Genomic DNA, 14820 nt, shown 5'->3' on the forward strand with positions numbered 1-14820 from the left:
ACGGAGGATGAGCGACCACGAGGTCTCCTTGGCTGCCTGCGCCGGCATGATCCGGGTCAGGTCGGGTAGCGGTCGGAGCAGTATCAGCTCCCTCTCAGCCCTGTTCTCAGGACTCCCACGAAGGACGCTTCCGACTATGGCACATCCCGGCAGACGAACGTGACGAAGGGGTCCGTCAGGTTCATGACGAACCTGACGGACCCCTTCCGGTCACGAGTCGTGCTCAGCCGCGCAACATCTCTTCCATCGTCGGCACCGCGACGAACGGATCGCGCGCCCGATTGCGCGTATCGGCAAGCGTACGAAACGATTTCGACGATGTTCTCGGCGCTTCTTCAACCTTGGACGAGCGCGCCTCAGAACTGCCGTTCACCGCCACGTCCGCTCCGCCGAGCCCGCGCTCTAGCTGCTGCGTCAACTCATCGGCAGCCTCGCTCGCACGCGCTTCCAGGCCTCGCCCGGCCCAGTCGTCGGGCGAGGCGTAGACGGCCGTCGGCATGACGAGCGCCTTCATGTACGCGAACAGCGGGCGCAACGCGAAGTCCGTGACGAGCGAGTGCCGGGCCGTGCCGCCGGTGGCGGCGACGACGACGGGCACGCCCGCCATCACGCCGTCCGGCGTCACGTCCCAGAAGCCCTTGAACAGACCCGTGTAACTCGCCTTGTACGTCGGCGTCACCGCGATGACGGCATCCGCACGACCCAGGGCCTCGTACGCCTCGTCGAGGTGGCCCGTGGCGAAGCCGGTCAGCGACGCCGACGCGATCTCCTGCGAGAGGTCACGCACGTCGATACGCACGACATCCGTCGTCAGACCGGCCTGATCGGCCCGGGTGACGACGGCCTTCGTCAGACCGTCGGCCAGACGGTGCGTCGTCGACTCCTCGCTCAGGCCGCCGCTGACGACGACGAGCGTCTTGTTCTCGCTCATGTCCACTGCCTTTCTCGGGTCGTGAATCTCGCTCAGCGGTCCTCGGCGCGCGAGCCGGTGACCTCGTCACGGGAGACGCGCGTCTCGTCCTCGACCTTCGCGCCACCGGCGGCGGCGACGAGTGAGGCGTGCGTCGGGGCGTCCGGCACACCGGCGGCGCGGCGCTTGGCGAACTCCTCGCGCAGCACCGGGACGACCTTCGTGCCGAGCAGCTCGATCTGATTGAGCACCTCCTGGTGAGGGATGCCGCCGTGGTCGACGAGGAACAGCTGGCGCTGGTAGTCGCCGACGTACTCGCGGAAGCCGAGCGTACGCTCGATGACCTCGTCGGGCGGACCCACCGTCAGCGGCGTCTGCGTCGTGAAGTCCTCGAGGGAGGCGGCGCCGCCGTAGACCGGGGCGTTGTTGAAGTACGGACGGTAGGTCTCCATCGCCTTCGACTTCGAGTCGGCCATGAACACCTGACCACCCAGACCGACGATGGCGTCCTCCGCGCGACCGTGACCGTAGTGCTCGAAGCGCTCACGGTAGAAGCGCACCATCTGAGCCGCATGCTCCGGCGGCCAGAAGATGTGGTTGTGGAAGAAGCCGTCACCGTAGTAGGCGGCCTGCTCGGCGATCTCGGGGCTGCGGATCGAACCGTGCCAGACGAACGGCGCGACGCCGTCCATCGGACGCGGGGTCGAGGTGAAGCCCTGCAGCGGCGTGCGGAACTTGCCCTCCCACGTCACGTTCTCCTCGCTCCACAGCTTGCGCAGCAGCGCGTAGTTCTCGATGGCCAGCGGGATGCCCTCACGGATGTCCTTGCCGAACCAGGGGTAGACCGGTCCGGTGTTGCCGCGTCCGAGCATGAGGTCGACGCGGCCGTCGGCGAGGTGCTGCGCGTAGGCGTAGTCCTCGGCGATGTGCACCGGGTCCGTCGTCGTGATGAGCGTCGTCGCGGTCGACAGGATGATGTTCTTCGTCACCGCGGCGAGGTTGCCCATGAGGACGGGCGGGCCGGCGGGGGCCACGAAGGGCGGGTTGTGGTGCTGACCGGTGGCGAAGACGTCGAGACCGACCTCGTCGGCGACCTTGGCCATCTCGACGGTGTTCTTGATGCGCCGGTGCTCGCTGACCGTGCGACCCGTCGTCGGGTCCGTCGTGACGTCGCCGACCGTGAAGATTCCGAACTGCATGACGACCATCCGAAGTAGTTGAAAGTGAAACTACTCCAGGAACGGCGCCCGGTCGAGTTCTATTCCCCGGAGCGACAACGCGGACGGGGGGCGCGCCCTTGTCGTCCGCGGGCGTCCACCACCGAGCCACGAACCTTCCGACCGCGTACGACGTCCGGCGGAGCAAGTCCGCACGACTCCATCACACGCTGAAGGGCTGGCCGTAAGTCGCCGTCGACATCTCCCAGGTCGGCGCTCGAGTGCGGGTCGAGGGCGAGCACGCCGGCATTGTCGGGCAGCGGCGGGGGAGTGCCGCCCCAGGCGGGACACAGCGCCTTGTGGTCGCACCAGCCGCAGAGGAACGACTTGCGTGGACGCCAGTCACCCGTCTGCGCGGCGCGCTCGATGGCTCGCCACAGAGCCGTGATTTTGCGCTCGAGAGCCCGCAGGTCGTCCTCGTCGGGTTGGTAGCGCACGAATTGGCTGTTGCCGAGGTAGACGAGCTGGAGCATGAGCGGCATGACGCCTCGAGTTCGCCAGATGACGAGCGCGTAGAACTTCATCTGGAACAGGGCCTTGCCCTCGAAGAGCTCCGACGGTGAGCGCCCCGTCTTGTAGTCGACGACGCGGATTTGCCCGCCGGGTGCTACGTCGAGCCGGTCGATGTACCCACGCAGGGTGAGGCCGTCGAGGTCGGCTTCGACGTAGAGCTCGCGTTCGGCGGGTTCGAGGTGCTGCGGGTTCTCCAGGTCGAACCACTTCTCGACGAGCTTCTCGGCGTCGCGCAACCACGTCGCGAGGTCGTGGGGCGTGCCGCCCGCGAGTTCGGCGAGTTCGGGTTCTTCGGCGAGCATGTCCTCCCACGCGTGCGGGACGAGGGAGAGCGCGTGCTCGAGTGTTCGCTGCGGCGCCTCGACGTCGAAGATGCGCTCGAGCACCGAATGGACGAGCGTGCCGCGCGCCGCGGCCGGGCTCGGCGGCTCGGGTAGCTTGTCGATGACGCGGAAGCGGTAGAGCAGCGGGCACTGCATGAAATCGGACGCTCGTGAGGGGGACAGCGCGGCGACCATTCGGCGAGCCTATCGCGCGTAACTCACACCGCCCGAGCGACGCCGAGCCACGCCGCCTAGGCTTTCCTCATGCCGTCGACGTCCCCGGGTCTCAAGATCGCCACGCTGCGCGGCGTGCCCGTCTACATCGGCCGATCCTGGCCGATCATCGCCCTCGTCATCGTCGCGCTCTTCGGCCCGCAGGTCGCCCGACTGCACCCCGAATGGGGAGCCGGCGCCTACCTGCTCGCGGCCGCGTACGCCGTGCTCCTGCTCGTCAGCGTGCTCGCGCACGAGGCTGCTCACGCCGTCGTCGGCCAGGCCTGTGGTTACCGCGTCAACCGCATCGTCGCCGACCTGTGGGGCGGCCACACGGCCTACGACTCACCCGACGCGACACCCGGGCACTCGGCGCTCGTCGCCGTCGTCGGGCCCCTGACGAACCTCGTCCTCGCCGGCGCCGGATGGTTCGCCCTCACCCAGTCGAGCGGTGACGGCGCGGGCCATCTGCTGTTGCTCGCGTTCACCTTCAGCAACGGCTTCGTCGGGTTGTTCAACCTCCTGCCCGGGCTGCCTCTCGACGGCGGGTTCATCGTCGACGCCCTCGTGTGGAAGGTCACCGGTAGCCGGGCCAAGGGCATGAAGGCCGCGGGCTGGTGCGGCCGAATCGTCGCTGTCGCCGTCGTGCTCTGGGCCCTCGTGCCGGTGCTTCGCGGCGAGGGCTCGACGTGGAACCTCATGTGGTTCGCGCTCATCGCCATGTTCCTGTGGCGAGGTGCCAGCACCGCCGTCACCGTGGGCACGAACCGGGAATTCCTCTCCGGCATCCGAGTGGCCCAGGTGATGCGCCCGGCAGTGTCAGCCGCCGCCGACACGCCCGTCTCGGCACTCCCCGAGGGGCCGGACCCCGTCGTCCTGCTCGGAGCTTCCAACGAACCCGTCGCCGTCGTCCCGCCCGGCGCTCACGTGCGGGTTCCGCTGGAACAGCGTGACCGCGTGCCGGCCAGTGCGATCGCCGAAGCCATCGTTTCCGGCGCCACCGCCATCGTCGCCGACACCCAGGCTGACATCACCGCCGTCCTGCCGGGTTTCGAGGGCGACACGACGCCGCAGCTCGTCGTCGTCACGCAGCCCGCGCCGGCCGCCGCGCCGCCGCACGGCGAGCAGGTCATCGGCGTCGTCCTGCTCAGCGATCTCGAGCGCGCCCTGCAGGCGCACGCGGGAGCGCAAGGCCGCGACCTGCGTACCACCTAAACTTCTCGGCATGACCGACGCCGATCGCCCGTCCGACCTTCCCGCCGCACCCACGGGAGCCGAGTACCGCCGCGGCCCCTTCCGCGAGGGTGAGCGCATCCAGCTCAGCGACCCCAAGGGCCGCATGCACACGATCACGCTGACGCCGGGCAAGCAGTTCCACACCCACCGCGGCTTCGTGCGCCACGACGACCTCATCGGCTCGCCCGACGGCGTCACCATCACGAACACCGCCGGCGTCGAGTACCTCGCCCTGCGTCCTCTGCTGTCCGACTACGTCATGTCGATGCCGCGCGGCGCCGCCGTCGTCTACCCCAAGGACGCCGGCCAGATCGTCACCATGGCCGATGTCTTCCCCGGCGCTCGCGTCGTCGAGGCCGGTGTCGGTTCGGGCGCCCTGTCGATGTCGCTGCTGCGTTCGGTCGGCGAGCACGGCCGTGTCTACTCGTTCGAGCGTCGTGAGGACTTCGCCGCCATCGCCGCCGGCAACGCGCGCGAGTTCTTCGGCACCGACCACCCGGCCTGGAGCATCACGATCGGTGACCTCGTCGACATGCTCCCGCAGACCGTGGAGGCCGGCACGATCGACCGCGTCGTGCTCGACATGCTCGCGCCGTGGGAGTGCCTCGAGGTGGCCTACGACGCGCTCGCCCCCGGCGGCGTCCTCATCTGTTACGTGGCCACGGCGACCCAGTTGTCGCGCGTCGCGGAGGCCACCCGCGAGCACGGTGGCTTCACCGAACCGCAGGCATGGGAGAGCCTCGTGCGCGGCTGGCACCTCGAAGGTCTCGCGGTGCGCCCCGAACACCGTATGCACGCCCACACCGGCTTCCTCATCTCCACGCGCCGTCTCGCGGACGGCGTCGAGGCCCCGCTGCGCAAGCGTCGCCCGGCCAAGGGCGCCTACGGCGAGGACTCTGCCGGAGGCGGCGCCACGGACAACGGCAACCCGCCGCAGACGCCGGACGACGCGTGGACCCCGGACGCCGTCGGCGAGCGCCCCGTCTCCGACAAGAAGATGCGCAAGCTCGTGCGCTCCTTCGAGAACACCCCGACCGCGCAGGCGCTCGCAGCCGAGTCGGGCGCGTCCATCGACGACGAGCCGCGTGACGAGGCCGACGCGACGGACGGCGTCGTCACCGACCAGGACTGACGCGTCCCCGCCGAGGTTCGTCGGCTGACCCCAGCGAAACCCCCGGATGCCGCACGTCGGCGCCGGGGTTCGCTCTACCCGGCGAGCCCTGCTCGATAGGGTGGGCGAAAAGGCGCGCTCGACGCGCCACCCCGGCTTCGAAGGAGGACGAGCGGCGATGAGCGTCCCGCAGTTCGACCCGAGCGACACGTCAAAGCCCACCGACGCCGACGTGCGTCAGTTGCGCTCCAACCTGTCGACCATCTCTGCGCAGAACGAGCGCCTCGTGCGCACGCTCAAGGACGCCCGCGAGCAGATCTCCTCGATGAAGAGCGAGATCGACCGGCTCGCGCAGCCGCCGAACAACTACGCGACGGTCATCGCCGCCCACGGGGACGGCAGCGCCGACATCTTCTACATGGGCCGCAAGATGCTCGTCTCGTACTCGCCGACCCTCAAGGCCGAGGACCTTCGCCCCGGCCAGGAAGTCATGGTCAACGAGGCCATGAACATCGTGAAGGTGCTCGGATTCGAGAAGGCCGGCGAGATCGTCACGCTCAAGGAGACGCTCGAGGACGGGCGTCTACTCATCTCCACGTCGAACGACGAGGAGCGCGTCGTGCGCACCGCCGGCCCGCTGGCCGAGCTCACGGTGCGCCCCGGCGATGCCCTTCTGTTCGAACCGAAGAGCGGTTTCGTGCTCGAACGCGTGACGAAGGCCGAGGTGGCCGACCTCGCACTCGAAGAGGTGCCGGACATCGGCTACACCGACATCGGTGGCCTCGCGGGACAGATCGAGACGATCCGCGACTCCGTCGAGCTGCCGTTCCTGCACTCCGACCTCTACACCGAACACCACCTGCGCCCGCCCAAGGGCGTCCTGCTCTACGGCCCGCCCGGATGCGGCAAGACGCTCATCGCGAAGGCCGTGGCCGCGTCCCTGGCCAAGCAGGTGGCGCAGCGCCAGGGCACGAGCGACCAGGCGAGCTACTTCCTCAACATCAAGGGCCCGGAGCTGCTCAACAAGTACGTCGGTGAGACCGAGCGTCACATCCGCGTGCTGTTCCAGCGCGCCCGCGAGGTGGCGAGCTCGGGTACTCCGGTCGTCGTCTTCTTCGACGAGATGGAGTCGCTGTTCCGCATCCGCGGCGCAGGCGTGAGTTCCGACGTCGAGACGACGATCGTGCCGCAGTTGCTCGCGGAGATCGACGGTGTGGAGAGCTTGGAGAACGTCATCGTCATCGGTGCGAGCAACCGTGAGGACATGATCGACCCGGCCATCCTTCGCCCGGGCCGTCTCGACGTGAAGATCCGCATCGAGCGTCCCGACGCCGATGCGGGCCGCGACATCTTCGGCAAGTACCTCACGGCCGCGTTGCCGTTCCACGAGAGCGAACTCGCCAAGCACGACGGTGACGCGGGCGCGACGGCCGAGGCGCTCATCGACGCCGCGGTGGGGGAGTTGTACGCCCGCGACGACGCCCACGCCTATCTCGAGGCCACGTACGCCGACGGCAGCCGCGAGACGCTCTACTTCGCGGACTTCGCCAGCGGCGCGATGATCCAAAACATCGTCGACCGCGCGAAGAAGTTCGCCATCAAGGCGCTCATCACGAACGGCGAGCGCGGCATCACGCGCGAGTTCGTCCTCGCCGCGTGCCACGACGAGTTCCGAGAGAACGAGGACCTGCCGGGCACGAGCAACCCCGACGACTGGGCGCGCATCTCCGGCCGTCGCGGCGAGCGGATCGTCGACATCCGCACCCTCGCCGACAAGAACTGACCGGCGCCTTCCCGGAACGCAGTGAACCTCCCCGACCGTCCGTGGTCGGGGAGGTTCACTGTTGTCGAGCGGCTCAGGCGTGGGCGCGGCGACGCTCGAGGAAAGCGACGGGGGCACGCCAGCCGAGCATGAAGAACCCGTTGAAGACGAGCGAGACGATGACGAACGAGATCGCGGTGCCCTGGTCGCTGAGCTGACGCAGCAGCATGCCGACGACGATCGTCGAGAGCCACACGACGACGCCGCCCGTCAGGGCCTTGCCCGCGAGCAACGAACGTCGGGCGACGAGCACGATGGCCCACCCCACGCAGGCGCCCACGAGGAAGGGCCATGCTGTCGTCAGTACGCCCTCGAGCGCACCCGTTTCGCCGTGGTTACGTCGGCCGGTGGCCGAGAAGACGAGAACGATGACGAGGTCGAGAACCGGAGCGAGGGCGGCAGGCATGGCCTCACGCTATCGCGACCGCTCGTGCCGCCTTCGGCCTGTCCGAGCGTGAGCTGAGCCTCGTTCCGTCCCGCCGAGATGACACGGGCTCCCCACCCTTTTATATTGATTATCAATACGCCACCACCGATGAGGAGCCCTGTGACCGCCCGCCACGCCGCAACGGCGAGATCCACCCGCCAAAGTCTCGTCGTCGCCGTGTTGTGTGTGGCCGGCACGGTCGTGGCGCTCCAGCAGACGCTCGTCGTACCGCTCATCCCGGAGTGGCCGACGTTGCTCGACACGAGCGCGGAGAACGCGGCCTGGCTCGTCACCGCAACGCTGCTCGCAGGAGCCGTGGCAACGCCGATCCTCGCGCGCCTGGCCGACATGGTCGGCAAGCGGCGCATCATGCTCGTCTCGCTCGGGTTCGTCATCGCCGGATCGCTTCTCGGCGCCCTGGGTGACGGTCTCGCCGCCCTCATCACAGCTCGCGCCCTCCAGGGTGTGGGCGCCGCGATGATTCCCATCGGCATCAGCATCCTGCGCGACGAACTGCCCCGCGAACGCGTCGGGGGAGCGGTCGCCACGATGAGCGCCACCCTCGGCATCGGCTCCGCCATCGGTCTGCCGCTGGCCGGCGTCCTCGTCGAGCACTTCAGCTGGCACATGGTTTTCTGGGTCTCCGGTGCGTCGGCCGCCCTCATGTTCCTCGGCGTCGTGCTCGTCGTGCCCGAATCCAAGGTGAAGTCATCGGGCTCGTTCGACCTCGTCGGTGCGCTGCTCCTGTCGGCTGCGTTGCTGTGCCTCCTCGTGCCCATCACGAAGGGCGGACACTGGGGATGGACGAGCGAGAAGGTGATCCTCGGGCTCGCCGCAAGCGTCGCCATCCTCGCGGCGTGGGCGCCCTGGGAGCTGCGTCACCGCTCACCGATGGTCGACCTTCGCACCTCGGCCCGACGCCCCGTACTCCTGACCAACGCGGCGTCCCTGCTCATCGGCTTCGCCATGTACGCCAACATGATGACGACGACGCAGCAGTTGCAGATGCCGGAAGCCACCGGTTACGGCTTCGGCCTCTCACTCATCGCCGCGGGCATCGCGATGCTGCCGGGCGGTCTCGCCATGGTCTTCCTGTCGCCCGTGAGCGCCGGCATCACGAAGCGCTTCGGGGCCCGGACGACGCTCATCGTCGGTGCCACGACGCTGGCGCTCGCCTACGGCATGCGCGTGTTCCTCACCGGCTCCGTGTGGCAGATCGTGCTCGGTGCGACGCTGTGCAGCGCCGCCACCGCCATCGCCTATGCGGCGATGCCGACGCTCATCATGCGCTCGGTGCCGATCACCGAGACGGCCGCCGCGAACGGTCTCAACACGCTGCTGCGCTCGATCGGCACCTCGACGTCGTCGGCCGCCGTTGCCGCGGTGCTCACGAGCATGTCGTTCTCGCTGGCCGGCCACGAGGTGCCGAAACTCGACGGCTTCAAGACGGTCTTCGTCATGGCTGCACTCGCCTCGCTGGCGTCGGCGCTCGTGGCCGGCTTCGTGCCCAAGGCAGCCGTTGCGCCGCGGGCCGTGCCCGCGCGCGAGGAGGGGGCCGCGAGCGCCGAGGCGCCCACGCGCGCCACGAGCAGCGATGTCCGTGCGGGCGACAACCGCGACGTCGTCGCCTCCGGCGTGCTCACCGACCTGGGCGGGCGTCCCCTGCGTCGCGGCGTCGTCACAGCCCTCGCCCCCGACGGCGCCCACCTCGACTGGGGCCGCGTCGACGAGGACGGCCGCTACCGACTCGCCCTCCCGGGGGCCGGTCACTACGTCCTCGTGGCGTCGGCCGACGGGTGGGCCACGCGCTCGCAGTTCGTCGACGTCACGGGACCGGAGCTGCCGCAGTTCACGCTGTCGCGGCCACTGCTGCTCACGGGCACCGTCGTCTCCAGCGGCGGGCCGACCGCCGACCTGCCCGTGACGCTGCTCAAGCACTCGGGCGAGTATCAGGCGGCCACGCGCACTGACGCCGAAGGCCGTTTCGAGATGTCGCTGCCGCCGAGCGGTCGATACGTCGTCACCGCGCTCTGCGAGGAGCGAGGGGAGTCGGCGGCGCGTGGCCTCACCGTCCTGACACAGCCTCAGGACATCGAACTCGAGCTCGCGAGTAGCCACCGCCTGAACGTCAACGCGCCTGCCTGACGTTTCACGCCGGCCCCCGCCGCGAGATGGGGCCGGCACTAGGGTTGATCCCATGACCGTTCAGCGCATCATGGGCATCGAAACCGAGTACGGCGTCCTGCGTCCGGGGGACACGCGCACGACGCCGATGGTGCTGTCCGGGCAGGTCGTGCGTGCCTACGCCGACGCCGTCGGGCTCAACGCCGCGCAGAGCCGCTGGGACTACAGCGACGAGTCGCCGCTGCGCGACCAGCGCGGCTACGACATCGCCCGCGAGGTGGCGCACGAGAGCCAGCTGACCGACGAGGCCGACCCCAGCTTCGCCAACGTCGTGCTCGCCAACGGCGCCCGGCTCTACGTCGACCACGCGCACCCCGAGTACAGCTCGCCGGAGGTCTCGAACCCGCGTGACGCCGTGCGCTACGACCGAGCGGGCGAACTCGTCATGCGTCGCGCGGCCGAACTCCTCGCGGAGCACCCGGACGGCGCAACGCAGCTCTACAAGAACAACGTCGACGGCCAAGGCGCCTCGTACGGCACCCACGAGAACTACCTCCTGCGCCGCGAGGTGCCGTGGGCGCGCGTCGTCGCCGGCATGACGCCGTTCTTCATTGCCCGGCAGGTGATCACCGGAAGCGGTCGTGTCGGTATCGGCCAGGAGTCGGAGCGTGCCGGTTTCCAGTTGACGCAGCGCGCCGACTACTTCGAGACCGAGGTCGCCCTCGAGACCACGCTGCGCCGCCCGATCGTCAACTCGCGCGACGAACCGCACGCCGACCACACGAAGTACCGGCGCTTGCACGTCATCGTCGGCGACGCCAACCACGCCGACGTCGCGAACCTGCTCAAGATGGGCATGACGAGCCTCGTCATCGGCGCCCTAGAGGACGAGGCGCTGCCGGGCGTCATCGTCAAACAGCCGGTGGCGACCCTGCGCGCCGTCAGCCACGACGTGTCGCTCGCGCAGGAGTACGAACTCGTCGACGGGCGCACGGTCACGGCCCTCGACCTGCTCGAGATGTACCGCGACGCAACCCACGCATGGTGGACCCGCCGCGGCAACGACCCGATCGCCGACGCCACGAGCGAGGTCTTCGAGCACTGGACGCGCGTGCTCGACGCCCTGCGCGCCGACCCGATGACGCTCACGAAGGATCTCGACTGGGTCGCCAAGAGGAGCGTCATGGAGGGCTTCATCGCGCGCCACGGCACAGGCTGGGACGATCCGCGCCTGCGCGCTCTCGATATCCAGTGGTCCGACGTTCGCGCCGACAAGGGCGTGTTCCACACCCTCGAACGCGGCGGGCGTTTCACCCGCCTGTTCTCCGACGACGAACTCGCCCAGGCCGTCGTCGAACCGCCCCGCGACACGCGAGCGTGGTTGCGCGGCAAGAGCATCGAGGCCTTTGGTGACGACGTCGCGTCGGCGTCCTGGGACGCGATGGTCTACCGCACCGCGCAGCCGTCGAGCTACACCCGCGTCACGATGCCCGAGCCCTTCGCCGGTGACGCGGGCTCGACCGACGGTTGGTTCGACGGGGGCGTCGCCGAGCTGCTCGAGCGGGTCGGCGACGACAAGGTGGTGCGCTGAGGGATACCCCTGCCCGCGCCCCTGCGGCGAACTAGGGTGGTGGCGAAGCGACCACAGGCGCGCCACGGCCACACGGCGTGAGCGCGGCCGGCGACGAAGGAGTACACGATGAGCGACCAGCAGCAGTTCGGCAAGCGCGGCGGCAGCGGCGACGACTTCGACGGCGCCGGGGAGGCCGGTCAGGCCCAGGTGACACGGGAGTCGAACACGAGCGACATCGACTCGATGCTCGACGAGATCGACGGCGTCCTCGAGTCGAACGCGAGCGAGTTCGTCTCCGGCTTCGTCCAGAAGGGCGGCGAGTGACGGCTCGCTGAGCCCCCTCACCTCCACCTCGCACGCACCCCGGGAGCACCCATGGAACGCCGCATCTACGGCCTCGAGACCGAGTTCGGGGTCACCGCGACCACGAACGGCCAGCTTCGGCTCACCCCTGACGAAGTGAGCCGCGCCCTGTTCCGCAAGGTCGTGGCCTGGGGGCGTTCGAGCAACGTCTTCCTCGACAACGGCTCACGCCTCTACCTCGATGTCGGTGCCCACCCCGAGTACGCGACGGCCGAGTGCGACACGCTGCTCGACCTCGTCGCCCACGACCGCGCGGGTGAGCGCATCCTCGACGACATGACGAGTGAGGCGCAGGAGCGCCTCGCCGAGGACGGCGTCGAGGGCTCGATCTACGTCTTCAAGAACAACACCGACTCCGCGGGCAACTCCTACGGCTGCCACGAGAACCTCCTGCTCGAGCGCAGCACCGACATGAACCGCATCTCGGAGGTGCTCGTCGCGTTCCTCGTCTCGCGCCAGCTCATCACCGGCGCGGGCAAGCTCCTGCAGCGCGACGGACGCACCGTCTTCAACCTCACCCAACGCGCCGAACACATCTGGGACGGCTTCTCGAGCGCCACGACCCGATCACGGCCCATCATCAACAGCCGCGACGAACCGCACGCCGACTCGGCACGCTTCCGCCGCCTCCACGTCATCGTCGGCGACTCGACGATGAGCGAGACGACGACGCTGCTCAAGGTCGGCGCCGCGCACCTCGTCCTGCGCCTCATCGAGGCAGGGGAGTCGTTCCCGCGCATGCACCTGGCCAACCAGGTCAAGGCCATCCGTGACGTCTCGGCCGACCCGACCGGCCAGGCCCTCATCGACCTCCAAGGCGGCACCTCGATGACGGCGCTCGCGATGCAGCGGCTGTTCCTCGAACGCTCCAAGGCGTTCGTCGAGCGCGAAGGCGACCCTGACCCGTCCGTCGAGCTCGTGCTCGACCTGTGGGAGCGCGCTCTCGACGCCGTTGAGAGCCAGGACTTCTCGAGCGTAGAGACCGAGATCGAGTGGGTCATCAAGCGTCGGCTGCTCACCGACTACGCCACGCGCCACGGCCTCGAACTCGACGACCCGCGCATGGCCCAACTCGACCTCACCTTCCACGACATCCGTCGGGGCCGCGGCCTGTTCGGCATGCTCGAGAAGGCCGGGCGCGCGCGTCGCCTCGTCGATGACGAGCGCATCGCCGCCGCCGTGACGACGCCGCCCCAGACGACGCGCGCCAAGCTGCGCGGCGACTTCGTGCGCGAGGCCCGTGCGGCCGGGCGCGACTTCACCGTCGACTGGGTGCACCTCAAGCTCAACGACCAGGCCGGGCGCACCATCATGTGCAAGGACCCGTTCCTCGCCGAGGACGCCCGCGTCGAGCGCCTCATCGACAGCCTCTCCACGCCTCTGTGACGGCCCACGCACAGGTCGTCCCGAGGTCCACGCGTTATCGTGGGCCGGACTCACTTCCCACTGCTAGGACTTTTCTGCGTGTCTTCCCCCAAGCGTCTGTTCGCCCTCGCCGTCCTCCCGGTCGTCTTCCTCGCAGGTTGCGGCGACGACTCGTCCAAGGCTTCCTCGTCGGGTTCGGGCTCCGGTAGCTCGTCGGCATCGTCGTCGCCCTCGTCCTCCTCGTCGTCCGGCCTCGCCTCGCCCGCGACGAAGGGCAACGTCTCCGACGTCAAGGTCGACACGAAGAACGCCAAGAAGCCCACCGTCTCCATTGCGGAGGACAAGTTGCCCTTCGGCACGAAGTCCGCGACGACCAAGGTGCTCTCCGAGGGCAAGGGCAAGGCCATCGGAGACAAGGACCTCGTCAAGGCCGACTTCGTCATGGTCAACGGCACCACCGGCAAGACGCTCGGTTCGACGTTCGGGGAGACGGTGCCGAGCTTCAACATGGCCGACAACAACAACCTCCCGGGCCTCCTCACCCAGCTGAAGGGGAAGAAGGAAGGCTCGAAGGTCGTCATCTCCCTGCCGTCCGGGCAGGCGTTCGGCAAGGCCGGTAACCAGAACCTCGGCATCGGTTCCAACGACAACCTCGTGCTCTACATGGACATCAAGGGTGTCGACACGCCCCTGACCGAGGCCAAGGGCACGAGCAAGCCCGCAGAATCCGGGATGCCGACCGTCAAGGTTCCCGCCGGTGCGGGCAAGCAGGCGGCCATCACGATGCCGAAGGGCGCCAAGGCACCCACGTCACTCAAGACCTCGACGCTTGTCGAAGGTGAGGGTGACACCGTCAAGTCGGGCGACTCCATCGCGGTCACCTACACGGGCCAGATCTGGGGCAAGAACACCGTCTTCGACGCCACGGCCAAGCACCCCGACGCGCCCAACCCGTCGGTCTTCGTCATCGGCAAGAAGCAGGTCATCACGGGCTGGGACAAGGCCCTGGTCGGCAAGAAGGTCGGCAGTCGAGTGCTCGTGGTCGTGCCGCCGGCCGACGGCTACGGCGCTCAGGGCAACCCGCAGGCGGGCATCCAGCCCACCGACACCCTCGTCTTCGTCGTCGACATCCTCGCGGCCAACTGACGCATCATCACGAACGGACTCAAGGAGATTCACATGGGCTTCGACCCGAACACCGAAAAGCCGGAGATCGACTTCCCGGGTGACAACCCGCCGAGCGAGCTCGTCCTCGAGGACATCTGGGAGGGCGACGGCGCCACCGCAGAGCCCGGCAACATCATCAAGGCACACTACGTCGGCGTCTCGTGGTCCACGGGCGAGGAGTTCGACGCCTCGTGGAACCGCGGTGAGCCGCTCGAGTTCCAGGTCGGCGTCGGCCAGGTCATCCAGGGCTGGGACCAGGGCCTGCTCGGCATGAAGGTCGGCGGTCGCCGCAAGATCACAATCCCGCCGCACCTCGGTTACGGCGAGCGCGGCGCGGGCGCCGCGATCAAGCCCAACGAGACGCTCATCTTCGTCGTCGACCTCGTCTCGACGAACAAGCCGGGCGCCGGTCGCTCGTTCGGCATTCGCTGAGCGAAGCACTCATGACGAGGCCCC

General features: G+C 68.7%; 12 protein-coding genes, 1 pseudogene and 1 riboswitch. Of the genes and pseudogenes, 9 read left to right on the top strand and 4 right to left on the bottom strand.

Annotation, left to right across the window (positions count from 1 at the left end):
• Nucleotides 1-14: 14 nt before the first annotated feature.
• A riboswitch (TPP riboswitch) is annotated at nt 15-129 on the bottom strand.
• Between the two features lie 94 nt (nt 130-223).
• From AA983_RS13730 to AA983_RS13740, 3 genes and pseudogenes are all read right to left on the bottom strand, one after another.
• A complete protein-coding gene (locus tag AA983_RS13730; RefSeq protein WP_047312905.1) occupies nt 224-931 on the bottom strand; it encodes a CE1759 family FMN reductase in 708 nt (235 codons plus the stop codon).
• Between the two features lie 32 nt (nt 932-963).
• Nucleotides 964-2109 (bottom strand): CE1758 family FMN-dependent luciferase-like monooxygenase, encoded by a 1146-nt coding sequence (locus tag AA983_RS13735; protein ID WP_047312906.1) that lies wholly within the window; start codon nt 2107-2109, stop codon nt 964-966.
• Nucleotides 2110-2339: 230 nt separating this feature from the next.
• Nucleotides 2340-3158, bottom strand: a pseudogene (locus tag AA983_RS13740) (RecB family exonuclease); the annotation flags it as partial.
• Between the two features lie 69 nt (nt 3159-3227).
• Between AA983_RS13740 and AA983_RS13745 the strand changes: the two are divergent.
• The 3 genes from AA983_RS13745 (at nt 3228) to arc (ending at nt 7306) form a co-directional block, all read left to right on the top strand.
• Nucleotides 3228-4391: a site-2 protease family protein gene (locus tag AA983_RS13745; RefSeq protein ID WP_052947153.1), complete on the top strand. Its 1164-nt coding sequence runs from the start codon at nt 3228-3230 to the stop codon at nt 4389-4391.
• 10 nt (nt 4392-4401) lie between these two features.
• Nucleotides 4402-5544 carry a tRNA (adenine-N1)-methyltransferase gene (locus tag AA983_RS13750; protein ID WP_047312832.1) on the top strand — a complete coding sequence of 381 codons (1143 nt, stop codon included), beginning with the start codon at nt 4402-4404 and terminating at the stop codon, nt 5542-5544.
• 157 nt (nt 5545-5701) lie between these two features.
• Entirely contained in the window at nt 5702-7306 is a 1605-nt protein-coding gene (gene arc / locus AA983_RS13755) for a proteasome ATPase (RefSeq protein ID WP_047312833.1), read from the top strand.
• Nucleotides 7307-7379: 73 nt separating this feature from the next.
• Here arc and AA983_RS13760 read toward each other — a convergent pair whose 3' ends face one another.
• Nucleotides 7380-7751 (bottom strand): DUF3054 domain-containing protein, encoded by a 372-nt coding sequence (locus AA983_RS13760; protein ID WP_047312834.1) that lies wholly within the window; start codon nt 7749-7751, stop codon nt 7380-7382.
• Between the two features lie 141 nt (nt 7752-7892).
• Between AA983_RS13760 and AA983_RS13765 the strand changes: the two genes are divergently transcribed.
• From AA983_RS13765 to AA983_RS13790, 6 genes are all read left to right on the top strand, one after another.
• Entirely contained in the window at nt 7893-9917 is a 2025-nt protein-coding gene (locus AA983_RS13765; protein ID WP_231579617.1) for an MFS transporter, read from the top strand.
• 52 nt (nt 9918-9969) lie between these two features.
• Nucleotides 9970-11487, top strand: coding sequence for a depupylase/deamidase Dop (gene dop / locus AA983_RS13770; protein ID WP_047312836.1), 1518 nt, complete (start codon nt 9970-9972; stop codon nt 11485-11487).
• 108 nt (nt 11488-11595) lie between these two features.
• The gene (locus AA983_RS13775) at nt 11596-11793 is read left to right on the top strand and encodes a ubiquitin-like protein Pup (protein ID WP_047312837.1); all 198 of its coding nucleotides are present in this window, start codon (nt 11596-11598) and stop codon (nt 11791-11793) included.
• Nucleotides 11794-11844: 51 nt separating this feature from the next.
• Complete coding sequence (gene pafA, locus AA983_RS13780) at nt 11845-13218, top strand: Pup--protein ligase (protein ID WP_047312838.1); 1374 nt, start codon at nt 11845-11847, stop codon at nt 13216-13218.
• Nucleotides 13219-13296: 78 nt separating this feature from the next.
• The gene (locus tag AA983_RS13785; RefSeq protein WP_052947154.1) at nt 13297-14343 is read left to right on the top strand and encodes an FKBP-type peptidyl-prolyl cis-trans isomerase; all 1047 of its coding nucleotides are present in this window, start codon (nt 13297-13299) and stop codon (nt 14341-14343) included.
• A gap of 33 nt (nt 14344-14376) precedes the next feature.
• A complete protein-coding gene (locus tag AA983_RS13790; protein WP_047312839.1) occupies nt 14377-14796 on the top strand; it encodes an FKBP-type peptidyl-prolyl cis-trans isomerase in 420 nt (139 codons plus the stop codon).
• Nucleotides 14797-14820 lie beyond the last annotated feature (24 nt).

Origin of the sequence: Dermacoccus sp. PE3 (assembly GCF_001021715.1) — a bacterium.
GTDB lineage: Bacteria > Actinomycetota > Actinomycetes > Actinomycetales > Dermatophilaceae > Dermacoccus > Dermacoccus abyssi.